This window comes from Actinoplanes sp. M2I2 (genome assembly GCF_023544445.1).
Lineage (GTDB): Bacteria > Actinomycetota > Actinomycetes > Mycobacteriales > Micromonosporaceae > Actinoplanes.
Map to the genome: position 1 here is coordinate 59,646 of NZ_JALPVJ010000034.1, position 20,842 is coordinate 80,487.

General features: G+C 72.2%; 18 protein-coding genes and 1 pseudogene. 14 read left to right on the top strand and 5 right to left on the bottom strand.

Features of this window, described 5'->3' with window-relative positions:
* Nucleotides 1-84: 84 nt before the first annotated feature.
* The 4 genes from HJC40_RS41720 (at nucleotide 85) to HJC40_RS41735 (ending at nucleotide 5,373) form a co-directional block, all read left to right on the top strand.
* Nucleotides 85-1,980 (top strand): Na+/H+ antiporter NhaA, encoded by a 1,896-nt coding sequence (locus HJC40_RS41720; RefSeq protein ID WP_250009233.1) that lies wholly within the window; start codon nucleotides 85-87, stop codon nucleotides 1,978-1,980.
* Nucleotides 1,981-2,031: 51 nt separating this feature from the next.
* Complete coding sequence (locus HJC40_RS41725) at nucleotides 2,032-3,828, top strand: MFS transporter (protein ID WP_250009234.1); 1,797 nt, start codon at nucleotides 2,032-2,034, stop codon at nucleotides 3,826-3,828.
* A 119-nt stretch (nucleotides 3,829-3,947) separates the two neighbouring features.
* Nucleotides 3,948-4,397: a DUF1772 domain-containing protein gene (locus tag HJC40_RS41730; RefSeq protein ID WP_250009235.1), complete on the top strand. Its 450-nt coding sequence runs from the start codon at nucleotides 3,948-3,950 to the stop codon at nucleotides 4,395-4,397.
* Between the two features lie 268 nt (nucleotides 4,398-4,665).
* Complete coding sequence (locus HJC40_RS41735) at nucleotides 4,666-5,373, top strand: dCMP deaminase (RefSeq protein WP_250009236.1); 708 nt, start codon at nucleotides 4,666-4,668, stop codon at nucleotides 5,371-5,373.
* 580 nt (nucleotides 5,374-5,953) lie between these two features.
* Here the strand turns inward: HJC40_RS41735 and HJC40_RS41740 are convergent.
* The 3 genes and pseudogenes from HJC40_RS41740 to HJC40_RS41750 all read right to left on the bottom strand — a co-directional run bounded on the left by HJC40_RS41740 (nucleotide 5,954) and on the right by HJC40_RS41750 (nucleotide 8,422).
* Nucleotides 5,954-6,775, bottom strand: a complete 822-nt coding sequence (locus tag HJC40_RS41740; RefSeq protein WP_284044488.1) for an SAM-dependent methyltransferase — start codon at nucleotides 6,773-6,775, stop codon at nucleotides 5,954-5,956.
* A gap of 127 nt (nucleotides 6,776-6,902) precedes the next feature.
* Nucleotides 6,903-7,523: pseudogene (locus HJC40_RS41745) on the bottom strand (response regulator); the annotation flags it as partial.
* 56 nt (nucleotides 7,524-7,579) lie between these two features.
* A complete protein-coding gene (locus HJC40_RS41750; protein WP_250009238.1) occupies nucleotides 7,580-8,422 on the bottom strand; it encodes a sensor histidine kinase in 843 nt (280 codons plus the stop codon).
* Between the two features lie 98 nt (nucleotides 8,423-8,520).
* On the opposite strand from HJC40_RS41750, the gene HJC40_RS41755 reads away from it, so the two are divergent.
* The 4 genes from HJC40_RS41755 (at nucleotide 8,521) to HJC40_RS41770 (ending at nucleotide 12,664) form a co-directional block, all read left to right on the top strand.
* Nucleotides 8,521-9,204, top strand: a complete 684-nt coding sequence (locus HJC40_RS41755; RefSeq protein WP_250009240.1) for an ABC transporter ATP-binding protein — start codon at nucleotides 8,521-8,523, stop codon at nucleotides 9,202-9,204.
* Nucleotides 9,201-9,932: a hypothetical protein gene (locus HJC40_RS41760; protein ID WP_250009241.1), complete on the top strand. Its 732-nt coding sequence runs from the start codon at nucleotides 9,201-9,203 to the stop codon at nucleotides 9,930-9,932. Before HJC40_RS41755 ends, HJC40_RS41760 begins: the two co-directional genes overlap by 4 nt.
* Before the next feature lie 131 nt (nucleotides 9,933-10,063).
* The gene (locus tag HJC40_RS41765) at nucleotides 10,064-10,624 is read left to right on the top strand and encodes a hypothetical protein (RefSeq protein ID WP_250009242.1); all 561 of its coding nucleotides are present in this window, start codon (nucleotides 10,064-10,066) and stop codon (nucleotides 10,622-10,624) included.
* A 201-nt stretch (nucleotides 10,625-10,825) separates the two neighbouring features.
* Entirely contained in the window at nucleotides 10,826-12,664 is a 1,839-nt protein-coding gene (locus tag HJC40_RS41770) for a sugar phosphate isomerase/epimerase and 4-hydroxyphenylpyruvate domain-containing protein (protein WP_250009243.1), read from the top strand.
* Between the two features lie 6 nt (nucleotides 12,665-12,670).
* Here HJC40_RS41770 and HJC40_RS41775 read toward each other — a convergent pair whose 3' ends face one another.
* Nucleotides 12,671-13,609: a CPBP family intramembrane glutamic endopeptidase gene (locus HJC40_RS41775; RefSeq protein ID WP_250009244.1), complete on the bottom strand. Its 939-nt coding sequence runs from the start codon at nucleotides 13,607-13,609 to the stop codon at nucleotides 12,671-12,673.
* 93 nt (nucleotides 13,610-13,702) lie between these two features.
* On the opposite strand from HJC40_RS41775, the gene HJC40_RS41780 reads away from it, so the two are divergent.
* Both HJC40_RS41780 and HJC40_RS41785 read left to right on the top strand, forming a co-directional pair.
* Nucleotides 13,703-15,667, top strand: coding sequence for a sensor histidine kinase (locus tag HJC40_RS41780; RefSeq protein WP_250009245.1), 1,965 nt, complete (start codon nucleotides 13,703-13,705; stop codon nucleotides 15,665-15,667).
* Nucleotides 15,652-16,311 carry a response regulator transcription factor gene (locus HJC40_RS41785; protein WP_250009255.1) on the top strand — a complete coding sequence of 220 codons (660 nt, stop codon included), beginning with the start codon at nucleotides 15,652-15,654 and terminating at the stop codon, nucleotides 16,309-16,311. Before HJC40_RS41780 ends, HJC40_RS41785 begins: the two co-directional genes overlap by 16 nt.
* Before the next feature lie 51 nt (nucleotides 16,312-16,362).
* Here HJC40_RS41785 and HJC40_RS41790 read toward each other — a convergent pair whose 3' ends face one another.
* Entirely contained in the window at nucleotides 16,363-16,749 is a 387-nt protein-coding gene (locus HJC40_RS41790; protein ID WP_250009247.1) for an HPF/RaiA family ribosome-associated protein, read from the bottom strand.
* Between the two features lie 107 nt (nucleotides 16,750-16,856).
* On the opposite strand from HJC40_RS41790, the gene HJC40_RS41795 reads away from it, so the two are divergent.
* The 4 genes from HJC40_RS41795 to HJC40_RS41810 all read left to right on the top strand — a co-directional run bounded on the left by HJC40_RS41795 (nucleotide 16,857) and on the right by HJC40_RS41810 (nucleotide 20,210).
* Entirely contained in the window at nucleotides 16,857-17,111 is a 255-nt protein-coding gene (locus HJC40_RS41795; RefSeq protein WP_250009248.1) for a zinc-ribbon domain-containing protein, read from the top strand.
* A gap of 107 nt (nucleotides 17,112-17,218) precedes the next feature.
* The gene (locus HJC40_RS41800; protein WP_250009249.1) at nucleotides 17,219-18,247 is read left to right on the top strand and encodes an efflux RND transporter periplasmic adaptor subunit; all 1,029 of its coding nucleotides are present in this window, start codon (nucleotides 17,219-17,221) and stop codon (nucleotides 18,245-18,247) included.
* Entirely contained in the window at nucleotides 18,244-18,939 is a 696-nt protein-coding gene (locus tag HJC40_RS41805) for an ABC transporter ATP-binding protein (protein ID WP_250009250.1), read from the top strand. Before HJC40_RS41800 ends, HJC40_RS41805 begins: the two co-directional genes overlap by 4 nt.
* Nucleotides 18,936-20,210, top strand: coding sequence for an ABC transporter permease (locus HJC40_RS41810; protein WP_250009251.1), 1,275 nt, complete (start codon nucleotides 18,936-18,938; stop codon nucleotides 20,208-20,210). The genes HJC40_RS41805 and HJC40_RS41810 overlap by 4 nt, the downstream gene beginning before the upstream one ends.
* Nucleotides 20,211-20,842 lie beyond the last annotated feature (632 nt).

Below are 20,842 nucleotides of genomic sequence, written 5' to 3' on the forward strand. Positions count from 1 at the left end.
CCGACGGCGGTCCGTCCAGAGGCTCGAATAGGCGCTGGTCACAGACTGTGGCACCGAAGCCCACGGCATGCTTGGGTGTGTCCCGTGAGTGACGCGACCGAGCTGAGCGCCGACTCCGGCACCACCACCCGGTGGACCCGCCGGGTCGCGACCCCCCTGCGCGATTTCCTGAGCACCGAGGCGGGCAGCGCGGGCGTGCTGGTGAGCGCCATCGTCGCCGCGCTGATCTGGGCGAACGTGTCCGACGGCAGCTACGAGTCGTTCTGGCACACCGAGGTCAGCATCCGGTTCGGCGGCGACGGCATCGACCTCGACCTGCGGGAATGGGTCAACAGCGGCCTCATGACGCTGTTCTTCCTGGTGGTCGGTCTGGAGGCGCGGCGCGAGTTCGACCTGGGCGACCTGCGCGACCGGCGGCGGTTCGTGCTCCCGGCGCTGGCCGGCATCGTCGGCATGGCCCTGCCGATCGGCATCTTCCTGCTCATCAACCGCGGCGGCCCCGGCGCGGCGGGGTGGGGCGCGGCCATGTCGACCGACACCGCGCTGGCGCTGGGCCTGCTCGCCCTGGTCGGCCGGCACGTGCCCGTACAGGCCCGGTTGTTCCTGGTGACCGTCTCGGTGGTCGACGACGTGGTGGCCCTGATCGTGATCGCGGTCTTCTACTCCGAGGACATCCGGGCGATGCCGTTGCTCATCGCGGTGGCGGCGTTCGCCCTCACCCTCGTGATGGTGCGGGCCGGGGTCCGCAGCGGCTGGATCTACCTGCCGGTGTTCCTGGTCGTCTGGGGCGCGACCCTGCAGAGCGGCATCGACCCGGTGGTGTCCGGCCTGGCCATCGGGCTCGCCGCCGCCGCGTACACCCCCGGCCGCGACGACCTCCAGCAGGCCAGTGACCTGTTCCGGTCGTTCCGCGAGCAGCCGACCCCCGAGCTCGCGCGGTTCGCCCGCATGGGCCTGCTGCGGTCGCTGTCACCCAACGACCGGCTGACCCGTACGTGGTCGGGGGTGGCCAGCTACCTGATCGTGCCGCTGTTCGGCCTGGCCAACGCGGGCATCGCCATCGACGGCGGCTTCCTCGGCGAAGCCCTCACGTCCCCGGTCACGATAGGCGTCTTCCTTGCGTACGTGATCGGCAAGCCGGTCGCCATCACCGGTGTGTCAGCCCTGGTGACGTCGCTCAGCGGCGGCCGCATCCGCCCCGGGGCGGGCTGGGCGTCCGTGCTGGGCACCGGCACGATCGCCGGGATCGGCTTCACCGTGTCGTTCCTGATCGCGAACCTGGCGTTCGAGGAGCCCGAGCTCTCCGAGGCCAAGCTCGGCCTGCTGCTGGCCATCCCGGGCGCGTCGCTGGTCACCTGGACGGTCTTCTGGGTGACCAACCGGCTGCCCAAGCCGCGCAAGGCGGTCGCGCTGCTGGGCGACGTCGAGGAGCTGATCGATCTGATCCCCGACGTCGACCCCGACCGCGATCATGTGCGGGGCCCGGCCGGCGCGTCGGTCACCCTGGTCGAGTACGGCGACTTCCAGTGCCCGTACTGCGGCCGGGCCGAGCCGGTCGTCCGCGAGCTGATGACCGACGACGATCTGCGGTACGTGTGGCGTCACCTGCCGCTGACCGACGTGCACCCCCAGGCCCAGCTGGCCGCGCAGGCATCCGAGGCGGCCGGGATGCAGGACCGGTTCTGGGAGATGCACGACCTGATGTTCACCCACCAGGACCACCTGCGCATCGCGGACCTGCTCGACTACGCCGGCGAACTCGGCCTCGACCAGGACAAGTTCCACGACGACATGATGCAGACGAACTGCAAGGAGCGGATCACCGCCGACCTGGAGTCGGCCGACCTCAGCGGCGTCTCCGGCACCCCGACGTTCTTCATCAACGGCCGCCGCCACTACGGCGCCTACGACGTCCAGACCCTCAAGGAAGCCATTCGCATCGCCCGCGTCCGCGCCCGGATCGCCGCCAAGCGCCACTGACCGGTCCGGCGGGGCAGCTCGGCGCCCACCCCGGTCCGTAAGGTGTCGGGTGTGGAACGGGGTACCGCGCCGGCCCAGGCCCGAGAGTCACGCACCCTGCTGTCGGCGGCGCTGGCCAACGGGCCGCGGGAACTGCTCGACTTCCTGCTGCCGTTGTGGGCCGGGGCGGCGCTGGGGGCCAGTGCCACCCAGGTCGGTGTGCTGGTCGCGGTGGAGCTGGCGGTGTCGGTGGCGGCCCGGCCGGTCGCCGGGTGGCTGGCCGACGTACGGGATCGGCGGCGGGTCGCGGCGGCCGGGGCGTTGCTCTACGCGATCTCCTGCCTCGGCTACGCCTTCGCCGGGAGCCTGGTGGTGGCCTACGGCGCCGCGGCGGTCGGCGGCGTCGGTGGGGCGTTGCTGTGGGTTTCGGTACGAGCCATGGCCGGCGAACGGCTGGCCGAGGACAGCGCCGTCTACCCGCGGCTGACCGCGGCCGAGGAGAACGGCGCCTGGATCGCCTTCGTGGCCGGCTTCACGGCGCTGGGCGTGCTGGGCTACCGCGCTGTGTTCCTGGGTTGCGCGGCGGCCTGCGTGCTCGCGGCGGTCGCGCTGGCGAGCGCGCCGGCCCGGGCGGTGCCACCCGCGCCACCCCTGCCCGGAAGCACGCTGCGGCGGCTGCGCCCGATGCTGCTGGCGGTGGTGATCACCATGACCGCCGAGGCCGCCGTCGGGCTGCTGCTCCTGCTGCACCTGCAACGGCGCTTCGACCTGGAGATCGTCGAGATCGCCTACGTCTTCCTGCCGGGCGCCGTCGCGATGGCGCTGCTGCCGACCCGCCTGCACCGGTTCGTGCTGCGCTACGGGCGTACCCGGGTGCTGGCCGTCGCGTCGGTGGCCTCGGCGGTCTTCGCGGCGAGTCTGGCGTGGGCACCCAACCCGTGGGTGATCGCCGCGCTGTGGATCCTGAGCGGCGCGGCGTGGGCCGCGGTGATCCCGATCCAGCAGGCCGTGATCGCCGAGGCCTCCGGCTCCCGGGTCGGCCGGGGCATGGGCGCGTACGAGGCGGCCGTGCTGCTGGGCGGCTTGATCGGGTCGCTGGCGGCCGGGGTGCTCTACGACGCCGGCCCGTGGGCGCTGGCGTGCCTCCTGGCTGCCGCAGTGATCCTGTCGGGGGCGGTGCTGGTGCCCTGGTCGGTGCGTGCTGTGGGCGTAGCCGATGTGCCGCCGCCGACGCCCTCAGACCTCACCGACCCGAAGCCGCCGGCTCCCACGTCCTCGTCCTCAGGGGTACACACGTCAACACTTGACTCGTCGCCGGCGCACCCATCCACAGCCGGACCCTCATCCGACCCGGCGCACCCATCCACAGCTGAGCCCTCGCCCGAGCGGGCGCACCCATCCACAGCTGAAACCTCACCTGAACCGGCATACACGTCCACAGCCGGAACCTCACCTGAACCGGCACACATTTCCATAGCCGGGCGTTCGCCCGAGCCGACGCACACGTCCACGCCCCTTCCGGAGGTCGTGTCGTCTCTCTCGCCCGGGCACTCGCCCGCGCGGGACGCTGCGCCGGCGGGGAGCCTTGCGCCCTCGCCGACCCAGTCGCCGTATCGCAAGCTGGCCGAGCACGCCGCCGTCTATGCCGCCGCCCAGATCGTGCTGGTGGTCCTCGCGGAGTCGTGGCTGCTGGAACTGGCGCGCGGCAGCGCCGACGTGCTGAACGGGACTCGTGAGGGCGGCGCGTCGTTCCTCTACAGCGCCGGACGCATCTGGACGTTCATCTTCGTCATCGACATCGCCTGGACCCTGATCGCCGCCCGCCGCTCCCGGCGACCCGGCGCCGGTCGTGAGGACCACGGTCGCTGAGGTCGCGAGTGCGCGTCCCGCGCATGGCTTGTGGACGCTCGACGATGGAGATCAACGCAAGGCGCCGCTTGACTGGAAGCATGTACGCATTGAGGGTGTCCGCATTGATCGCGGCAACCATGACCACCGGACTGATGGCCGGCGTGTTCGGGCTCTACCAGCACACCGTGATGACCGGGCTGGGCCGCACCGACGACCGTACGTTCGTGGGCGCCTTTCAAGCCCTCGACCGCGCGATCCTCAATCCCTGGTTCCTGATCAGCTTCGTGGGCGCGCTGCTGTTCACAGCCGTCTCGGCGTTCCTCAACCCGGGCCGGCACCTGCTGCCGTGGGTGCTGGCCGCGCTGGTGCTCTACGTCGTCGTCTTCGCGATCACCGTCAGCGTCCACGTGCCGCTCAACGATGCCATCAAGGCCGCCGGCGACCCCGATCGGATCGCCGACCTGGGCGCCGTGCGCGCCGCCTTCGACGAGGCACGCTGGACAACCTGGAACCTCGTCCGCACCCTCGCCACGACGGCCGCCTTCGGCTGCCTCTGCTGGGCGCTCGTCGCACGCGGACAGCACTGACGGAATCGCCGGCCTCTCACCGTGACGACAGCCGCACGGGGCTCCTCTGCTGGGCACTCGTCGCGCGGGGATCGCCCCGACGAGATCGCCGGCCTCCCACCGTGACGACAGCCGCACTGGGCTCCTCTGGTGAGCACTCGTCGCACGGGGACCGCCCCGACGAGATCGCCGGCCTCTCACCATGACGACAGCCGCACGGGGCTGCCTCCGCCGAGCGCTCGTCGCACGCCGACAGTCCTGACCTGGGCGAGATCGCTAGGCTCGCCTCGTGACCCAGCTGGAAGACGTGGCCACTGCCTCAGCCGCTCTGGTGGAAGCCGCACGTGCGGTCGTCCGGGCCCACGGAGACGAGAACGTCCACACTGTGGCCGCGGCCGTGCTCGACGAGCACGGCCGTACCCATGTCGGTCTGAATCTGTATCACTTCCCCGGTGGCCCCTGCGCCGAGCTCGTGGCTTTGGCGGTGGCTCGAGCGGCCGGCGCCAGAGCGCCGCGTCTCATCGTCGCCGTCGGTGACGCGGGCCGGGGTGTCCTGGCGCCCTGTGGACGGGATCGGCAGGTGCTGGCCGACTACTTCCCGGACATCGGCGTCGTGATCCCGGCCGCTGACGGCCACCAGGTGACGCCGATCGCCGACCTGCTGCCGCACAGCTATCGCGGGCCGGCCCGGCAACCGCAACAATTACGATTCCGCGCCGCCCATCTGCCCGCCGTCCGAGCCGGCGGCAAACGGGTGACCATGCGGTTCGACGACCCGGTGCACGTCGGACCAGCTCTGCTGGTCTTCGGAGAGGTGTCCCTGCCCGGGCGCATCACCTCCACGGTGGCCCGCCGCGTCGACAGCATCACCGACGACGAGGCCCGCGAGGACGGCTTCGCCGACGCCGCCGGCGTCCTGCCCGGCCTGCGCGACTACTACCCACAGCTGCGAGCGGACAGCGACATCGTCATTGTGCATTTCGAGCTCGACGACTAACTCAGCCGGCTTCTCCACAGCCCCGCGTCGATCCGCCCGGCTCCTCCACAGCCCGGCGCCGACCCACACGTCTCATTCCCAGCCGCGCGCCAACGCGCCGGCTCGTCCAGACCGCGCCATCGCGCCACGTCATCCGCAGCCTCCGCGTGAACGCGCTGGGTCATCCACAACTCCCGGATCAACCCGACCTGGTCTCCCACAAGCCCCGCGCCAACCCGACCGGCTGGCCGATCCACAGCCCCGGCGTGAAAGACGCGTCTCAAGGACCCCTCGGCCGCGCAAGACCTTCGGCAGGCCGGGTCATCCACAACGCCCGTGCCAACCCGCCGGGCATCCGCAGCCCCCGTGCCAACCCGCCGGGCATCCGCAGCCCCCGCGCCAACCCGCCGTCTCGTCCACAGCCTCGGCGTGAACGCGCCGGGTCATACACAGCGTCCGCGCCAACCCGACCGGCTCATCCACTGCCCGCATGAACGCGCCGGCTCATCCACAGCGCCCGCCAACGTGTCTAGGCCGACCACTCGTCCACGGCAATCCGAACGGGTGCACCACGGCGTCCGCGCCAGCTCGACGGAGTCGGCTACGGCTTGCGCGCGACCCCGGCGTATCCGTCGACCGTGACCCCGTCGTCGGTCGCGGGACGCCATTGCGGGATGGGGACGACGCCGGGCTCTACCAGCTCCAGGCCGTCGAAGAACGCGGCGAAGTCGGCCACCTCGCGCAAGTGGTACGGGACGGCGCCGCTCTCGTTGTACTGACGGTGCGACTCGATGACGCGTTCGCTTGTGGCCGTGCCGTCGGACATCGTGAGGAAACTGCCGGACGGCAACTCGTCGACCAGCGCCCGGACGATGGCGCGGGCCTCGGCCGGATCTTCGACGTGGCCCATCACGCCGAGCATCATGAGCGCGACCGGCCGGGAGAAGTCGAGCGTGCGCCGCGCCTCCTCGATCACGGCCGGGGCGTCCTTGAGATCCCGGTCGATGTACGTGGTGACGCCGTCGGGCGTGCTCGTCAGCAACGCGCGGGCGTGGCTGAGCACGAGCGGATCGTTGTCGACGTACACGATCCTGGCATCGGGGGCGACCCGTTGCGCGACCTCATGGGTGTTGTCGACGGTGGGCAGCCCGGTGCCGACGTCGAGGAACTGGCGGATGCCCTGCTCGGCTACGAGGTAGGTGACCGCGCGGCCCAGGAAGGCCCGGGTCTGCCGGGCCGCGTCGACGATCTCGGGGAACACGGCCTTGACCTGGTCGCCGACCGCACGGTCGGCGCCGAAGTTGTCCTTGCCGCCGAGCCAGTAGTTCCAGACACGGGCGGAATGCGGCACCTCGACGTTGAGCTTCGTCGACAGATCATCGGTCACGGCGCCAGTGTCCCGGGTGGACGGTGCGCTCGGCAACCCGCGGACGGGTATCGGCAACCCGTGGCTCGGCGTCGGCGGCCCGCGGCCGGACATCGGCGCCTCGCGGCCCGGCATCGGCGGCCCTCGGCCGGACATCGGCGGCCCGCGGCCGGGCTTCGGCAACCTGTGGCCGGGTGTCGGCGGCCCTCGGCCGGACCAGTCCGGCGTCGTAGGCGGCGATCACCAGCTGCGCCCGGTCTCGAGCCCGCAGCTTGGCCAGCAGGTGCGTCAGGTGGGTCTTGACCGTCTTCACCGAGACCACCAGCGCGCCGGCGATCTCGTCGTTCGACAGACCGCCGGCGACCAGGGTGAGCACGTCGACCTCACGCGCGGTGAGACCCCGCAGCGACGGACGGTCACGCCCTGGGCCGGGCGCGGACACGAAGTGGTCGACCAGGCGGGTGAGGATCGACGAGGCGAAGAGCGACTCACCCTGATGCGTGCGGCGGACGGCGGCCACCAGCTCGTCGGGATGCGCGTCCTTGAGCAGAAATCCGGAGGCTCCGGCCCGCAGCGCCTCGTGCACGTACTCGTCGAGCTCGAACATGCTGAGCACCAGCACGCGGGTGCCGTCGAGGGTGGGGTCGGCGCAGATGCGACGAGTCGCCTCGAGGCCATCCACCCGGGGCATGCGGACGTCCATGAGGATCACGTCGGGCCGGGTGGCGCGGGCCTGCCGCTCCGCCTCGGCGCCGTCCCCGGCCTGGCCGACCACCTCGAGATCGGGCTCCTTGTCCACGATGATCGCGAGACTGTGCCGGAGCAGGGGCTGGTCGTCGACGAGCAGCACACGTACGGGACTCACGGAGCGGACACCTCGTCGGGGATGCGGGCGGTCAGCCGGAAGCCGCCGTCGTCGTGGCGGGTGGCGAGGGTGCCGCCCAGGGCATTGATCCGCTCATGCAGGCCGAGGAGCCCGTGCCCGGCGCCCGGCGCCTGCGACCAGCCCGGAGCCGGCCCCGCGTCGTCGACCGAGACGACCAGCACCTCGAAGTCCCGGTGGACCAGGACGCGCACGTCGGTGGGGCCGGCGTGCCGGGCGGTGTTGCTCAAAGCCTCACGAACGGTCTGGCAGATCGCCACCTGTACGCCCGGTGACACCGCCCCGAGGTCGGTGACACTGAGTTCAGGACGGATCCCGGCGTTCTCGGCCGCGCGCACGATGGCGGGCAGGACGCTGAGGTCGTCGACCGGGGACAGCGGCGCCGCCTCGCGCAGAACGGACAGCATGCGCCGCAGCTCGGCGGTGGCTTCCCGGCTGGCCTGCTCGATGTCGGTGAGAGCGGCGGCGACCTCGGGCGGTTTTCCCAGGTGCCGCGTCGAGGCGGCCCGCACGGTGATCAGTCCGAGCCCGTGCGACACGATGTCGTGCAGATCGCGGGCGATCTTCAATCGTTCGGAATGGACCGCCTCGGCCGCCGCCCACGCCGTCAGCCGTTCCTCATAGGCTTTGCGGTCGGCCCGCCACCGGACCACGGCCCACGCCGCGGTGGCCGCCGCTCCCCCGACGAGCACGGCCGGGACCACCGTCGCCGCCGCGCCCTCGGCGCCCCCGGTCACCAGGGTCACGGCCAGGACCACGCCGACCGTCAGCAGCACCCGGACGGCCCGGGACCGCCTCTGCGGACGACGATTCGCGCTCATGCCGCCGACTGTAGTTCTAGGACCCTGGTCCTAGACGCCCCCGCAAGTTCTGACCGTGGTCCGACGCCACCGAGGCCCCATCCCGGTTGACTCGACCCATGATTTCGATCGACCGGGTGAGCCGCCCCGGCATCCTGCACGAGGTGTCCTTCGACGCCCGTCCCGGCCGCGTCACCGGCTTCCTGGGCCGCAACGGCGCGGGCAAGACCTCGACCGTGCGCATCCTGCTCGGTCTCGACCGAGCGGCCGGCGGCACGGCACTGATCAACCATCAGCCGTACGCGTCCTGGCCGCGCCCGCTGACGGTCGTCGGCGCGCTGCTCGACGGCAGCGGCGCCCATCGCGCCCGTCCGGCCCGGGCCCATCTGCGCTGGCTGGCCGCGAGCAACGGCCTGTCCCGGGCACGGGTCGACGAGGTCCTCGAGGTGGTCGGCCTGGCCGGGGCGGGCGGCAAGCGGGCCGGCCGGTTCTCGCTGGGCATGAGCCGTCGCCTCGGGCTGGCCGCCGCCCTGCTCGGCGACCCTGCGGTGCTGGTGCTCGACGAGCCGTTCAACGGGCTCGATCCGGCCGGTGTCCGCTGGATGCGCGAGTTCCTGCGCCGCTGCGCCGATGAGGGCCGCACCGTCCTGCTCTCCAGCCACCTGCTGGATTTCCCGGTCGACGACGTGGTCGTGATCGACGGCGGGCGGGTGGTCGCCCGGGGCACGCTCGGCGAGGTCACCGGCGAGCACGACTCGCTCGAGCAGGCGTTCCTCTCGCTGACGGGCGCGAGCTCGTGGTGAGGGCCGAGCTGCGCAAGCTCCTCGGCCTGCCGACCGCCTGGGTGGGGCTGGTGCTCGGATTGATCGCCGCGCCCGCCCTGGTCCTCGTCAACGCACCCGGGATGCGCCGGGCCATCGACTCGGGACAGACCGCCGATCTGGGATACGAGAATCTCGGGATCGGCCTGCTGGGCGCGCTGATCCTCGGCGTGGTGACGGTCAGCAGCGAGTACACGTCCACCGGGGACGACGCGCCCGGCGCCCACCAGATGACCGCGACGCTGCTCGCCATGCCCCGGCGGTCCCACCTGCTCGTCGCCAAGGGAGCAGCGCTGGTGCTGGTCGTCGCCGTGCAGGGCGCGCTGACCGCATCCGCGACGGTGTGGCTGACCCGCGTGGTCCTGCCCGAGCACGCCCCGCCGTTCGCGCCCGGCCGGATGGCCGCAGCCGTCCTCTACTGGGTTCTGCTGGCCCTTCTCGCGTACGCCGTGACCCTCATCTTCCGGAACGGGGTGATCACGCTGACCGTCTTCATCATCAACAGCTCGGTCGTCTCGGTGTCGTACCTGCTGACCAAGCTCACGCCCTGGGCCGCCTACCTGCCCGACATCGTCGGCGCGCACATGTTCCTCCGCAGCGACCTGATCGACCTGCGGATCTCCCCCGTCACCGCCGGCCTGGTAATGACCATGTGGGTGGTCGCCCTGCTGGCCGTCGCCGCCTACCTCTTCCATCGGCGACCGGCATGACCGCGTGGCAACTCCCTCGCCCGCCGAACCCCGGTCGAGCCCCCCGCCGCCAATCCCACCCGGCCGATTCGTCCCACGCGAACCCACCCCGCCCGGACAGAACACCTCGCCTGAGCGGATGGACGAACGCCGTGCACGCCGAGCTCAGCAAGCTGGTCACGCTGCCGTCGTTGCGATGGACCGCCTGTCTGACCTGGGCCGCCACGCTGGTGATCGCGCTGGCGGCGCACCGGGCCGCACCCGGGTCCGATCCGATCCGGATGGCGCTGCCGTGGACGCAGGCCGGGTTCCTGGTGTTCGGGGTGCTCGCGGCCACGCAGGAATACGAGCCGGGCGGTCAGGTGCGCGCCACCCTGCTGGCCGTCCCGCGCCGTCTCCACCTGGCGGCTGCGAAAAGCGCGGCACTTCTGCTCGTCGCGCTTGCCCTCGCCGCTCCGGCGCGTTCGCCTTACCTGGCGAGCGTCGCCCTCGTCGGCGCGGCCTGGGGATGCCTTCTGCGCAGCCCCGTGGCCGGGGTGGCCTCGGCGCTGACGATGTACCTCGTCGTCTGTCCGGTGTTGAGGGCTCGCTTTCCTGACTCGAGCGCGTGGCTGCCTGATGCCGGCCTGCTTGACCCGTCGGTCGGCGACCTCGCCTGGCCCGTGGGAGCAGCCCTCCTGGCGGCCTTCGTTTTCCGACGGCGCAACGCTTGACGATGACAGTCATCACTGTGCCGACCGCTGGACGGCACCGAGTTCGATCGACTCGCGGGTCGAGTGGTTCCGCCGCGGTTGCGTGCCTGTTGGCGGTCTCATCGCGATGGGGGTGATCGCGCGGCGGCAGCAGCGGTTGCCCGGCACGCAGCCCGGCCCTAGTGTGAACGTACTGGTTCGTACATAGAGGAAGAGGTCGTCGTGGCGCGCACCAGCATTGCTACCGTCTGCCTCTCGGGGACGCTGGAGGACCGCCTCGACGCGGCCGCGGCCGCCGGATTCGACGCTGTCGAGATCTTCGAGAACGACCTCGTCGCGTCGGCCGCCTCCCCCGAGGCGATCCGGCAGCGGGTCGCCGACCTCGGTCTCACCATCGACCTGTACCAGCCGTTCCGCGACGCCGAGGGTGCTCCCCCGGCCCGGTTCGCCGCGGTCGAGCGCCGGTTCCGGGCCAAGCTCGAGGTGATGCGGCGGCTCGGCGCCGGCACGATCCTGATCTGTTCGTCCGTCGCGCCCGACACCGTCGACGACGACGCGCTCGCGGCCGCCCAGTTGCGGCGGCTGGCCGAGCTCGCCGGCGAGCAGGGCATGCGCATCGCCTACGAGGCTCTGGCCTGGGGCCGGTTCGTCTCGACGTGGGAGCACTCGTGGGAGATCGTCCGCCGCGCCGCGCACCCCGCGCTGGGACTGTGCCTGGACAGCTTCCACGTCCTCTCCCGCACCGACGCGTACGAGGAGATCGCTCGCCTGCCCGGTGACCGCGTCTTCTTCCTGCAGCTCGCCGACGCGCCGCGCCTTGACATGGACGTGCTGCAGTGGAGCCGGCACCACCGGCTCTTCCCGCTGCAGGGCCGCCTCGACCTGACCGGCTTCACCCGGGCCGTGCTCGACGCCGGCTACCGCGGCCCGCTGTCGCTCGAGGTCTTCAACGACGTCTTCCGCCAGGCCGACCCGCACCGCACCGCCGTCGACGCCCGCCGCTCGCTGATCGCTCTGACCGGCACCCTGGCCACGCCCGCGGCGGCGGCCAATGCCGCGCCGGCGCCCCGGACCGGCGCGTTCACCCCCGCACCCCAGCTGGAGGGCATCGCGTTCGCCGAGCTCGGCGTCGACGAGCGGACCGGGCCCGAGCTGGAGAGCCAGCTCCGCGCGCTCGGCTTCGCCCACGTCGGGCAGCACCGCTCCAAGGCCGTCCAGTTGTGGGAGCAGGGCGCCGCCCGGATCCTGCTGAACTCCGGAGCGCCCCGCCCGGCCGAGGGCGAGGCCGCCATCCGCGCGTTCGCGCTGGAGAGCACCGACCCGGCCGCATCGGCGCGGCGGGCCGCCGAACTGCTCGCGCAGCCGCTGCCCCGCCGCCGCCGGCTGAGCGAGGCCGATCTGACCGCCGTGGCCGCGCCCGACGGGACCGAGATGTTCTTCTGCCGCAGCGACCACGGCTGGGTCGACGACTTCCTTCCCACCGGCGAGACCGCGACGCCGGGCCCGATCACGGCCATCGACCATCTCTCGCTGGCCCAGCCGTTCGACCGCTACGACGAGGCGGCCCTCTTCTACCGCAGCGTGCTGGGCCTGAGCGACGACGAGGCGGGCGAGTTCGCGGCGCCGTTCGGCCTGGTCCGCACGCTGGCCGTCCGCAACGCCGACCGCCGCGTGCGCCTGGCCCTGAGCGTCCCCCTGCTGCGCCGCGGCGACTGGGCCCCCGCCGTCCCGCACCCGCAGAGCCTCACCCTGCTCACCGACGACCTGGCCCGCACCGTGGCGGCCGTCGAGACCGTTCCCATCCCCGGCAACTACTACGACGACCTCGACGCCCGCACCGACCTGCCGCCGGGCCTGCGCAGCACCGTACGGGAGCTCGGCGCCCTCTACGACGAGGACGACCACGGCCGCTACCTCCAGGTCTTCACCCCGGTGCTCGGCCATCGGGTCTTCCTCGAGATCGTCCAGCGCATCGACGGCTACCGCGGGTACGGCTTCGCCAACGACCCGGTGCGCATGGCGGCGCACCGGGCCCAGCGGTTGGAGACCGCACCGAAATAGTCGAGGTCAGACGGTCAGGGCCGGGGCCGGCCGGGCTTCGACCGGCTGCGGATCGGCCGGCCCTCGGGTGGCCAGGCCCCGGCGCTTCGCCAGCGCCACCACCACTGCCGCGTACGCCGACAGGACCACGACGTCGACGGCGAACATCGTCCACGGCATGTCGGCCGCCGTCTCGGTGATGGTGAGCATCCCGAACGCGGCGGCCAGCCCCGCGGCGACCAGGTTGTTCATCAGGTGCAGGGCGATCGCCGCCTCGAGACCGCCGGTCCGCACGGTCAGCCACCCGGTGACACAGCCGAACAGGAACAGGTCGGCGAACCCCCACGGCGTCCCCCACCCGTGCGCCGCGGCGAACACCAGCGCCTGGAACGCGATCGGCACCCACGGCCGCCGGAATCCCGCGCCGGCCGCCTGCAACAGCCAGCCCCGGGTCAGATACTCCTCGGCGGCGGCCTGCGGCGGCACCACGATCAGCAGCAGGAGCATCGACAGGGCGAACGGCCCCCACCCCGCGAGGTCGTCGTCCAGGCCGGTGTCCGCGACGCCGGTCAGCCCGGTCAGCGCGGTGCCGCCGGCGAGCAGCACGACGACCCCGATCAGCGCGACCGGCAGCAACGTCAGCAGGAACCGCCACCGCAGCCGCCCGGTGACCGACGACAGCGTGCCGGCCGGGCGGCGCTGGATCCAGCGGGCGGCCAGCAGCGTCAGCGGCAGGAACGCGGCGATCCCCAGGAAGGCGATCCCCAGGTCGGCCCGCTCGCCGAAGCTGGGCAGGCCGTCCCCGTTGTCCGGCCGCCCGGCCAGCTCGGCGGCCAGGGTGACGACGAGATACGAGAACACGATGACGACCACGCCGGCCACGAAGATGAACAGGGTGGCGAGGACGGTCCGCCACCAGCGGTGGGCGGGGGTGCGGGCGAGGCGGTGATATTCCGGAGCAGCCATACGCAAAAGTCTGGCGATCCGGGCCCGGCGGCGAATCAGGCCGCGGCCGGATGCCGACCCCTGCCCCAGGGCATAGATAGGGTGGCGGTCATCATGGCCCGCTGGAAGAGTTGGATCCTGCCCGCGCTGCTCGCGGTCGCGCAGCTCGCCTACTGGCCCGCTCCGGTGCTCGACCGGGCCGACCCCACCCGCACGGCCGCGGCGGTCGCGATCATCGCCGTGGTGGGCGGCGGTCTCGTCCTGCGCCGCCGCCGGCCCGTCGTGGCGGTCGCCGTCGTCGCCGGCGGGCTGGCGCTCGGCGTGTGGGCGACCCCGCAGCAGGAATACTTCGTCCCCGGTGACGCGCTGCTGGTCCTCTCGGCAGCCGAGTCGATCGCCCTGTTCCACGTGGCCCTGCGCTGCTCCCGCCGCACGACGCTGCTGGCCGTGGCCGGGCTGCTGGGTCTGCAGGCCGTGCTGGTCGTCGGCGACGAACCGCTCGACCTGCTCGTCTCGGTGGTCTTCTACGCGGTGGTCGTGGCGTTCGGCCGGGCCCGGCGGCGCTGGCTCGACGACCGCGCGGCCGCCGCCCACCGGCTGGCGGAGGCCGAGCAGGCCCGCCGCGACGCCGCGGCGGCCGAGCAGCGCCGGCTCGCCCGTGACCTGCACGACGTGACGGCCCACCACCTGACCTCGATCGTCGTCAACGCGTCGGCGGCGCAATTCATCGGCCGGCCCGAGCTGCGGTCCGAGGCGCTGGAGTTCGCCGCCCGCACCGGGCAGGAGACGCTGACGGCGCTGCGGGAACTGGTCGCCGTGCTGCCCCAGGCGCCCGCGACGAGCGATCTGGCCGACCTGGCCGACGACTTCCGGCAGCTCGGTCAGGTCGTCCACGTCGACGTGTCGGGCGAGCCGCCGCCCGCTCAGGCCGAGGCGTTGCACGGCATCGCCCGCGAGGCGCTGACCAACACCCTGCGGTACGCGCCGGGCGCGACGGTCCGGCTCTCCCGGACGTACGACGAGTCGGGCGCGACGCTCGTCGTCGAGGACGACGGCGCGGCGGCGCCGATCGAAGGGCTCGGCAGCGGGCGTGGGCTGACCGGGATGCGCGAACGGGCGGCGGCGTTCGGCGGGACGGTCACGGCCGGTCCCCGTACGGAGGGAGGCTGGCGGGTCCGCGCGGAGCTCCCGGCGGTGGCCGCGCCCGCCCGCCTGCGCGTCTGGTTGCGCAGCCAGGTCGTCCTCGATGCCGGCCTGACCCTGCTCACGCTGCTCCTGCCGCTGTCCGGGATGACCGTCCTGCTCGAGGAGAGCGACGTGTCACCGGCGGCGGGCACGCTGATCCTGCTGGCCGTGCTGGCCCACGCCGCGCCGCTGCTCCGGCGGCGGCAGCGCCCGTGGACGGTGCTGATCGCCGTGGCGCTGACCGGCTGGCTCGGCCCCCTGCTGGTGGCGGTCGGCATCGCGCCGGCCGAGGACGCCTGGCTCTTCCTGTTCAGCTTCGGCGCCGACCTGGCTGCGGCGTACGCGGTGGCGGCGTACGCGACCCGGCCCAAGCTGACGTGGATCGGCCTGGTCGCCGGCCTGGTGTCGGCCTCGGTCGGCCTGGCCGTCCTGCTGGCCGTGTCGGGGACCGCCGCGGACGAGGCCTACGTCGGCGCTCCCCCGCCCGGCGGTCCGGCCCCGACGGTGTTTCTGATGATCTTCACCGCGGCGTGTGCCTGGTTCGCCCTCGCCCTGCCGTTCACCGCGGCCTGGCTGGCCGGCTGGGCCACTCGCCGCCGCCGCGAGCGCCGCGTCCGGACCGAGGAGGGCGCCGTCGCGGTCGTGTCGGCTGACGCCTGGCATCGGGCGCGGGCCGAGCGGGCCCGGGTCGCGGACGGCCTGCGCGCCTCGGTGCTGACCTCGGCCACCCGGGTCACCGAGGCGGCCCAGCGCGACGACCTCGACGGCGTGCTCGACGCGGCCCGCGCGGCGCTGACCGCCATGCGGGGCCTGCTGGACGGCCTGCGACCCGCACAGACGCCCGGGCGCGAGCCCGCACCGAGCAGGGAGGTGCCGTCATCGGAATCCGTGTGATCGTGGTGGACGACCAGGCGATGGTGCGGGCGGGCCTGTCCGCGATCGTCGGCTCCCAGGACGACCTCGACGTCGTGGGTGAGGCCGCCGACGGCGCCGAGGCCCTGCGGGTCGTGGCCCGCGAGCGCCCCGACGTGGTGCTGATGGACGTGCGCATGCCCGGCATGGACGGGCTCACCGCCACCGCCCGGCTCACCGCCGGCGACGGGCCGCCGCGGGTGATCGTGCTGACGACGTTCCACCAGGACGCGTACGTCTTCCAGGCCCTGCGCGCCGGCGCGTCGGGGTTCCTGCTCAAGGACGCCGAGCCGGCCTCCCTGGTGGCGGCCATCCGCACGGTGGCGGCCGGCGAGGCGATGCTGAGCCCGGCCGTCACCCGGCGCCTGATCGACGCGTTCGCGACCGGCGCCGTCACCGCCGCCCGCGACGACGACCCGCGCCTGACCGGCCTCACCCCGCGCGAGCGCGAAGTGCTGACCCAGCTGGCGACCGGCCGGTCCAACGCCGAGATCGGCGAGGTCCTGGGGATCACCGCCGGCACGGTCAAGGCCCACGTGAACGCCCTGCTTCCCAAGCTGGGCGCCCGCGACCGCGTGCAGGCGACCATCGTGGCGTACGACCTCGGCCTGGCCCGCCCTCGCTGAGCGAAAGGGGGCCCGGCCGCGCTCGCGACCGGGCCCCCTTTTTCAGCGTTCCTAGTCGACGAGCTCGGGTTCCTCGCCGGGCTCCGCGTGCTCGCGCAGGTGGCGGTTGTGGCGCGGCTCCTGCTTGGTCTTCGAGTCGTTCAGCTTGCGGCGCAGGTCGTCACGCACGTCGTTCAGCGCCGCGTGCAGGTCCTCCTCGCTCGAGGTGGTGACGATCTTCTGGCGGCCGGCGATCCAGCACTCCAGCGTGACCTTCTGACCGCGCGCTTCGCGGTCCTTGACCGACACCTCGAGCTCGGTCGAATCGGCGTGGAAGCCGGCCAGGCGCGCATCGAGCGTGGCGAACTGCTCGGCGATCCAGTTGAGGTCGCCCTGTGAGAAACCGGCGCCGACCCGCAGGCATTCGCCCACGGTGGCGGGATCTGTCACCGCACTCATCACATCTCCTCGAATCGGGAAAAACTGACCTTGATGTCCTTCCCCGCCCGCGCCGAAAATCAAACGAGCCCGGGTAAGCCGGCATCACGGTGGGTACACAGCAGCCCATGTTCCTCATCTTCGGTTTCCGGACCAAGCCGGTCGCGCTCGGCTGGGTCGGCGCTCCCTGCCGGGTGTGTGGTCATACGGGCAGCCAGTTGCTGATCCGTGAAGTCACCCGGTTCAGCCTCTTCTTCATCCCGCTGATCAAGGTCCGGACCCGGTACGTGCTGGAGTGCCACAATCCCATGTGCCGCTCGGTCAACCGGATCAGCGGCGGCGAGGCGGAGAACCTGATGCGCGGTGGTGTCCGCGCGGCCTGACCGACCTCGCCGGCGGTGGCCGGACATCGACGCTTGCACGTGCCTTGTAACCTCTGCCCGGCCGGGTCTCGTGGAGAGATCCGTTCGGTCGGACATAAGGGGTACACGTGCACACACGCAGAGTGACCGGCGCGGGAGCGGCGGTCCTGATCGCCGCGGTCCTCTGCGGGTGCGACTCGCCCGACGAGAGCACCACGACGCCCGGGCTCGAAGCCCGCGGCACGGTGCTCACCACCGTCAAGCCGAAACGGCAGGACCTCAGCAACAAGATCAGCCTGGGCGGCTCGGTCACCATCAACCCGGTGTTCGGCATCGTCGCCCCGGCCGACGGGGAGCTGCGCTACCTCGACAAGAAGCCGTCCACCACGGCTGCCGTCCGGCCCAAGTGGGTGGCCACGGTCTGGGACGACAACGGCGACCCGCGCAAGGTGATGATCCCGAAGGACTCGATCCTCGCCGGCCGGCTCCTGGACGACCGCACCGACGTCACGGCGGGCATGCCGATCGTCTCGGCCAAGCACGCCGGTTACGGCATCGTCGCCGAGATCGACAGCGCCCAGGCGTACCGGGTGTCCGGCGCCGTCACCGACGTACGGGCCCAGATCAAGAACGGCCCCGGCCCGTTCTCCTGCACCGCCCTCGGCACCATCGCCGCCCTGCCCGCCGGCACGATCCCCGAACCGCCGCCGCCGACCGCCCCCACGCCGTCACCCGGCGCCTCGGGCGCACCGCAGGCCGCGCCCCAGCCCGGTCCCGGGGCTGAGACCGAAACCGGCAGCGACGGCTCCGAAGCCACCGGCTTGCGGCTGGTCTGCGTACCGGAAGGCAGCATCAAGCTGATCAACGGCGCCCAGGTCACCCTCGAAGTGGTCACCGCCAAGGCGTCCAAGGCGCTGGTGCTGCCGGTCGAGGCCGTGGCCGGCACCCAGGGCAAGGGCAAGGTCGACATCGTCGGGCCCGACCAGCAGCGCAAGACCGTCGACGTGGTGCTCGGCCTCACCGACGGCAAGGTCGTCCAGATCAAGAGCGGCCTCAAGGGCGACGAGACCGTCGCGGTGCCCGGCCCCGACCTGCCCACCGCCCCGCCCGGCGCCGAGAACGGCGGCGGCGACAACGGCAAGGGCGGCCCGGGGTGACCGCGCCGCTCATCGAACTCGCCGGCATCACCAAGGTCCTCAAAGGCCAGGAGCAGCCCCGGACGATCCTCGACGGCGTCGGCCTGACCGTCCACGCCGGCGAAAGCGTGGCCATCGTCGGCCGCTCCGGCTCGGGCAAGAGCACCCTGCTCAGCGTGCTCGGCCTGTTCGACCGGCCCGACTCCGGCAGCTACCGGCTGGAGGACCAGGAGATCGCCCGCCTGCCCGAGCGGCGCGCGGCCCGGCTGCGCAGCTCCCACTTCGGCTTCGTGTTCCAGCGGTTCTTCCTCCTCAAACACCTGACCTCGGCCCAGAATGTGGCGATGGCTCTGGTCAACGGTCAGGGCTGGCTGCCCCGCCGGCAGCGACGGAACCGCGTGATGGAGGCGCTCGACCAGGTCGGCATCGCGCACCTGGCCAAGAACCGCCCGGCCAAGATGTCCGGCGGCGAACAGCAGCGGGTGGCGATCGCCCGGGCCCTCGTCCGCGACCCCAAGGTCCTGCTGGCCGACGAGCCGACCGGCGCGCTCGACACCGAGACGGGCACGCTGGTCATCGACGCGCTGCTGGCGGCCACCGAGCGCGGCTGCGGCCTGATCCTGGTCACCCACGACCGTGACCACGCGGCCCGGATGGGCCGCACCCACGACCTGGTCAACGGTGTGCTGAACGAACGGGTGGCCGCACGATGAGGCGTTTCTCGGGCCGGTTCCGGTCATCGCTGATCATCGGCCTGCAGGGCATCCGCGCCCGCAAGACCCGCACCCTGCTGTCGATGATCAGCCTGTTCCTCGGTGTGCTCGCGGTCGTCGTCGTCCAGGCCGGCGCCAGCATCGCCGAACGCGCGCTGCTCGCCGACCTCGAACTGACAGCCGGGTACGACGGCACGCGCGTCATGGAGGTGCCGACCCAGCAGGAGGCAGCCGACCTGGTGACGGCGACCGTCCGAGGCCGCACCGACGCGGTGGCGATGCTGGGCGTCAGCGGCATCGTCGGCGAACCGGGGGTGCAACCGATCAACCCGGGCGGCTCCCCGATCGACCAGGATTGGGGCCCGCCGATGAGCTGCGACGAGTCGGGCTGCGTACCGGTGGGTGGCCCGAAAGGCGAGGCCGTGGAGGTGCGTCTGACCGCGCTGACCGGCGACGTCCGCCAATTCCGGCCGTTCCGCCAGGAGTCGGGCACGTGGCTCAACTTCACGACGGTGCCGGCGCTGGCGCCCCGGCTGGTGCTCAACCTCGAAGCGGCCAAGGCGTTCGAACGTCACCACGTGCCGGCCGAGATGCGCGTCGGCGGGGCCACCAACAACGTCACACCGCAGTTCACCGGCGTGGTCGACGACGGAGACCAGCAACCCCGGGCCTATGTACGCCTCGACGAGCTCACCGCCTGGCTGCCCACCTCCCGGCTGGCCGACCCGAACACCGGCGGCGAGTTGCGCCTCATGATGGTCGAGGGGTCACCGGTCGAGCAGGTCGTGGCGAGCAAGCTCAAGGCGCTGGGCAACGAGCCGTACGCCTTCACCGTGGAGTCCCGCAAGGAACAGGAGAAGACGCTGACCCTTATGCGGCTGGTGTTCTTCGCCATGGCGGGGCTGGTCCTGCTGATCGGCGTGGCCGGCATCCTGAACGTCGGGCTGGCCACCGTGGGCGAACGGGTCGAGGAGTTCGCGTTGCGCCGGGCTGTGGGCACGCCCCGCTTCCTGCTGGCCGGCATCGTCCTGGTCGAGACGCTCCTGACGGGGCTGTTCACGGCGGCTGCGGCGATCGGGGCGGGTGTCGCGGGGCTCAAGGTGGTGTCGATGGTGGTCGGCAACTCGGAGCCGCTTCTGCGGAATGTGCAGTTCCCTTGGGAGGCGGGGGTGGCGGGGATCATCGCGGGGCTGGTGGCTGGGGTGCTGGGCGGGTTCATACCCGCTCTTCGGGCTGCGGGGATTCCGATTGCGACGGTTATGCGGGCCTGAGTCTGGGGTTTGGTTGAGGCGGCTTGGTTGCGGTTGACGGTCGGGGCCGAGGGTGACCAAGCTCGGACGGTAAGGCATCTATGTCTGAGCTTGGTCACCCTCGGCCCCGACCTTGGGGGGTGGCCTCTGACGGGTGCGTGGTGGGTCGCGGGCTGCTGATTGCCTGGTCAGGGTGGGCGGTCACCTGGCGGCGAGGTGGTCTGGCTGCCGCGCTGTGGTCACCGGACCGAGGGTCGCCTTGGGCGGGCGGGCCTGGGTGGTGGGTCAAGGGAGCAGGACCCTGCCGGTTGCGGTCAGCATCTTGCGGCTGGGCGGTTGGTCGCCGTGGCTCTCTGGTGGGCTGAGCAGGCGGTCGCCTCCCGGTGGCCGGCCACCCGCCGCTGCGCGACGGTGACCCGGCCTGGGGCGTGTCAGATGGTTTGTGTAACTGATCGACTTCTATGTCGAGGAGTACACAGGTGACCATGACTGATGATCCACGAGGAGTCCAGGTGTCGGCGGACTTGGTGTCGCCGGCCCGGCAGACGGTGAACGACATGATCTCGGCCGGTCTGCTCGATGACTTGATGGGCCGGGTCGACGCGGAAGGTCTTGCGTTGACGGGTGACGGCGGGGTCCTGCCGGAACTGGTC

Coding starts and splice junctions, on each gene's coding strand:
- HJC40_RS41730 (WP_250009235.1), top strand. CDS start 3,948: ATGACCACCGGACTGATGGCCGGCGTGTTCGGGCTCTACCAGCACACC.
- HJC40_RS41750 (WP_250009238.1), bottom strand. CDS start 8,422: ATGAGCGCGAATCGTCGTCCGCAGAGGCGGTCCCGGGCCGTCCGGGTG.
- HJC40_RS41755 (WP_250009240.1), top strand. CDS start 8,521: ATGATTTCGATCGACCGGGTGAGCCGCCCCGGCATCCTGCACGAGGTG.
- HJC40_RS41775 (WP_250009244.1), bottom strand. CDS start 13,609: ATGGCTGCTCCGGAATATCACCGCCTCGCCCGCACCCCCGCCCACCGC.
- HJC40_RS41780 (WP_250009245.1), top strand. CDS start 13,703: ATGGCCCGCTGGAAGAGTTGGATCCTGCCCGCGCTGCTCGCGGTCGCG.
- HJC40_RS41790 (WP_250009247.1), bottom strand. CDS start 16,749: ATGAGTGCGGTGACAGATCCCGCCACCGTGGGCGAATGCCTGCGGGTC.
- HJC40_RS41795 (WP_250009248.1), top strand. CDS start 16,857: ATGTTCCTCATCTTCGGTTTCCGGACCAAGCCGGTCGCGCTCGGCTGG.
- HJC40_RS41810 (WP_250009251.1), top strand. CDS start 18,936: ATGAGGCGTTTCTCGGGCCGGTTCCGGTCATCGCTGATCATCGGCCTG.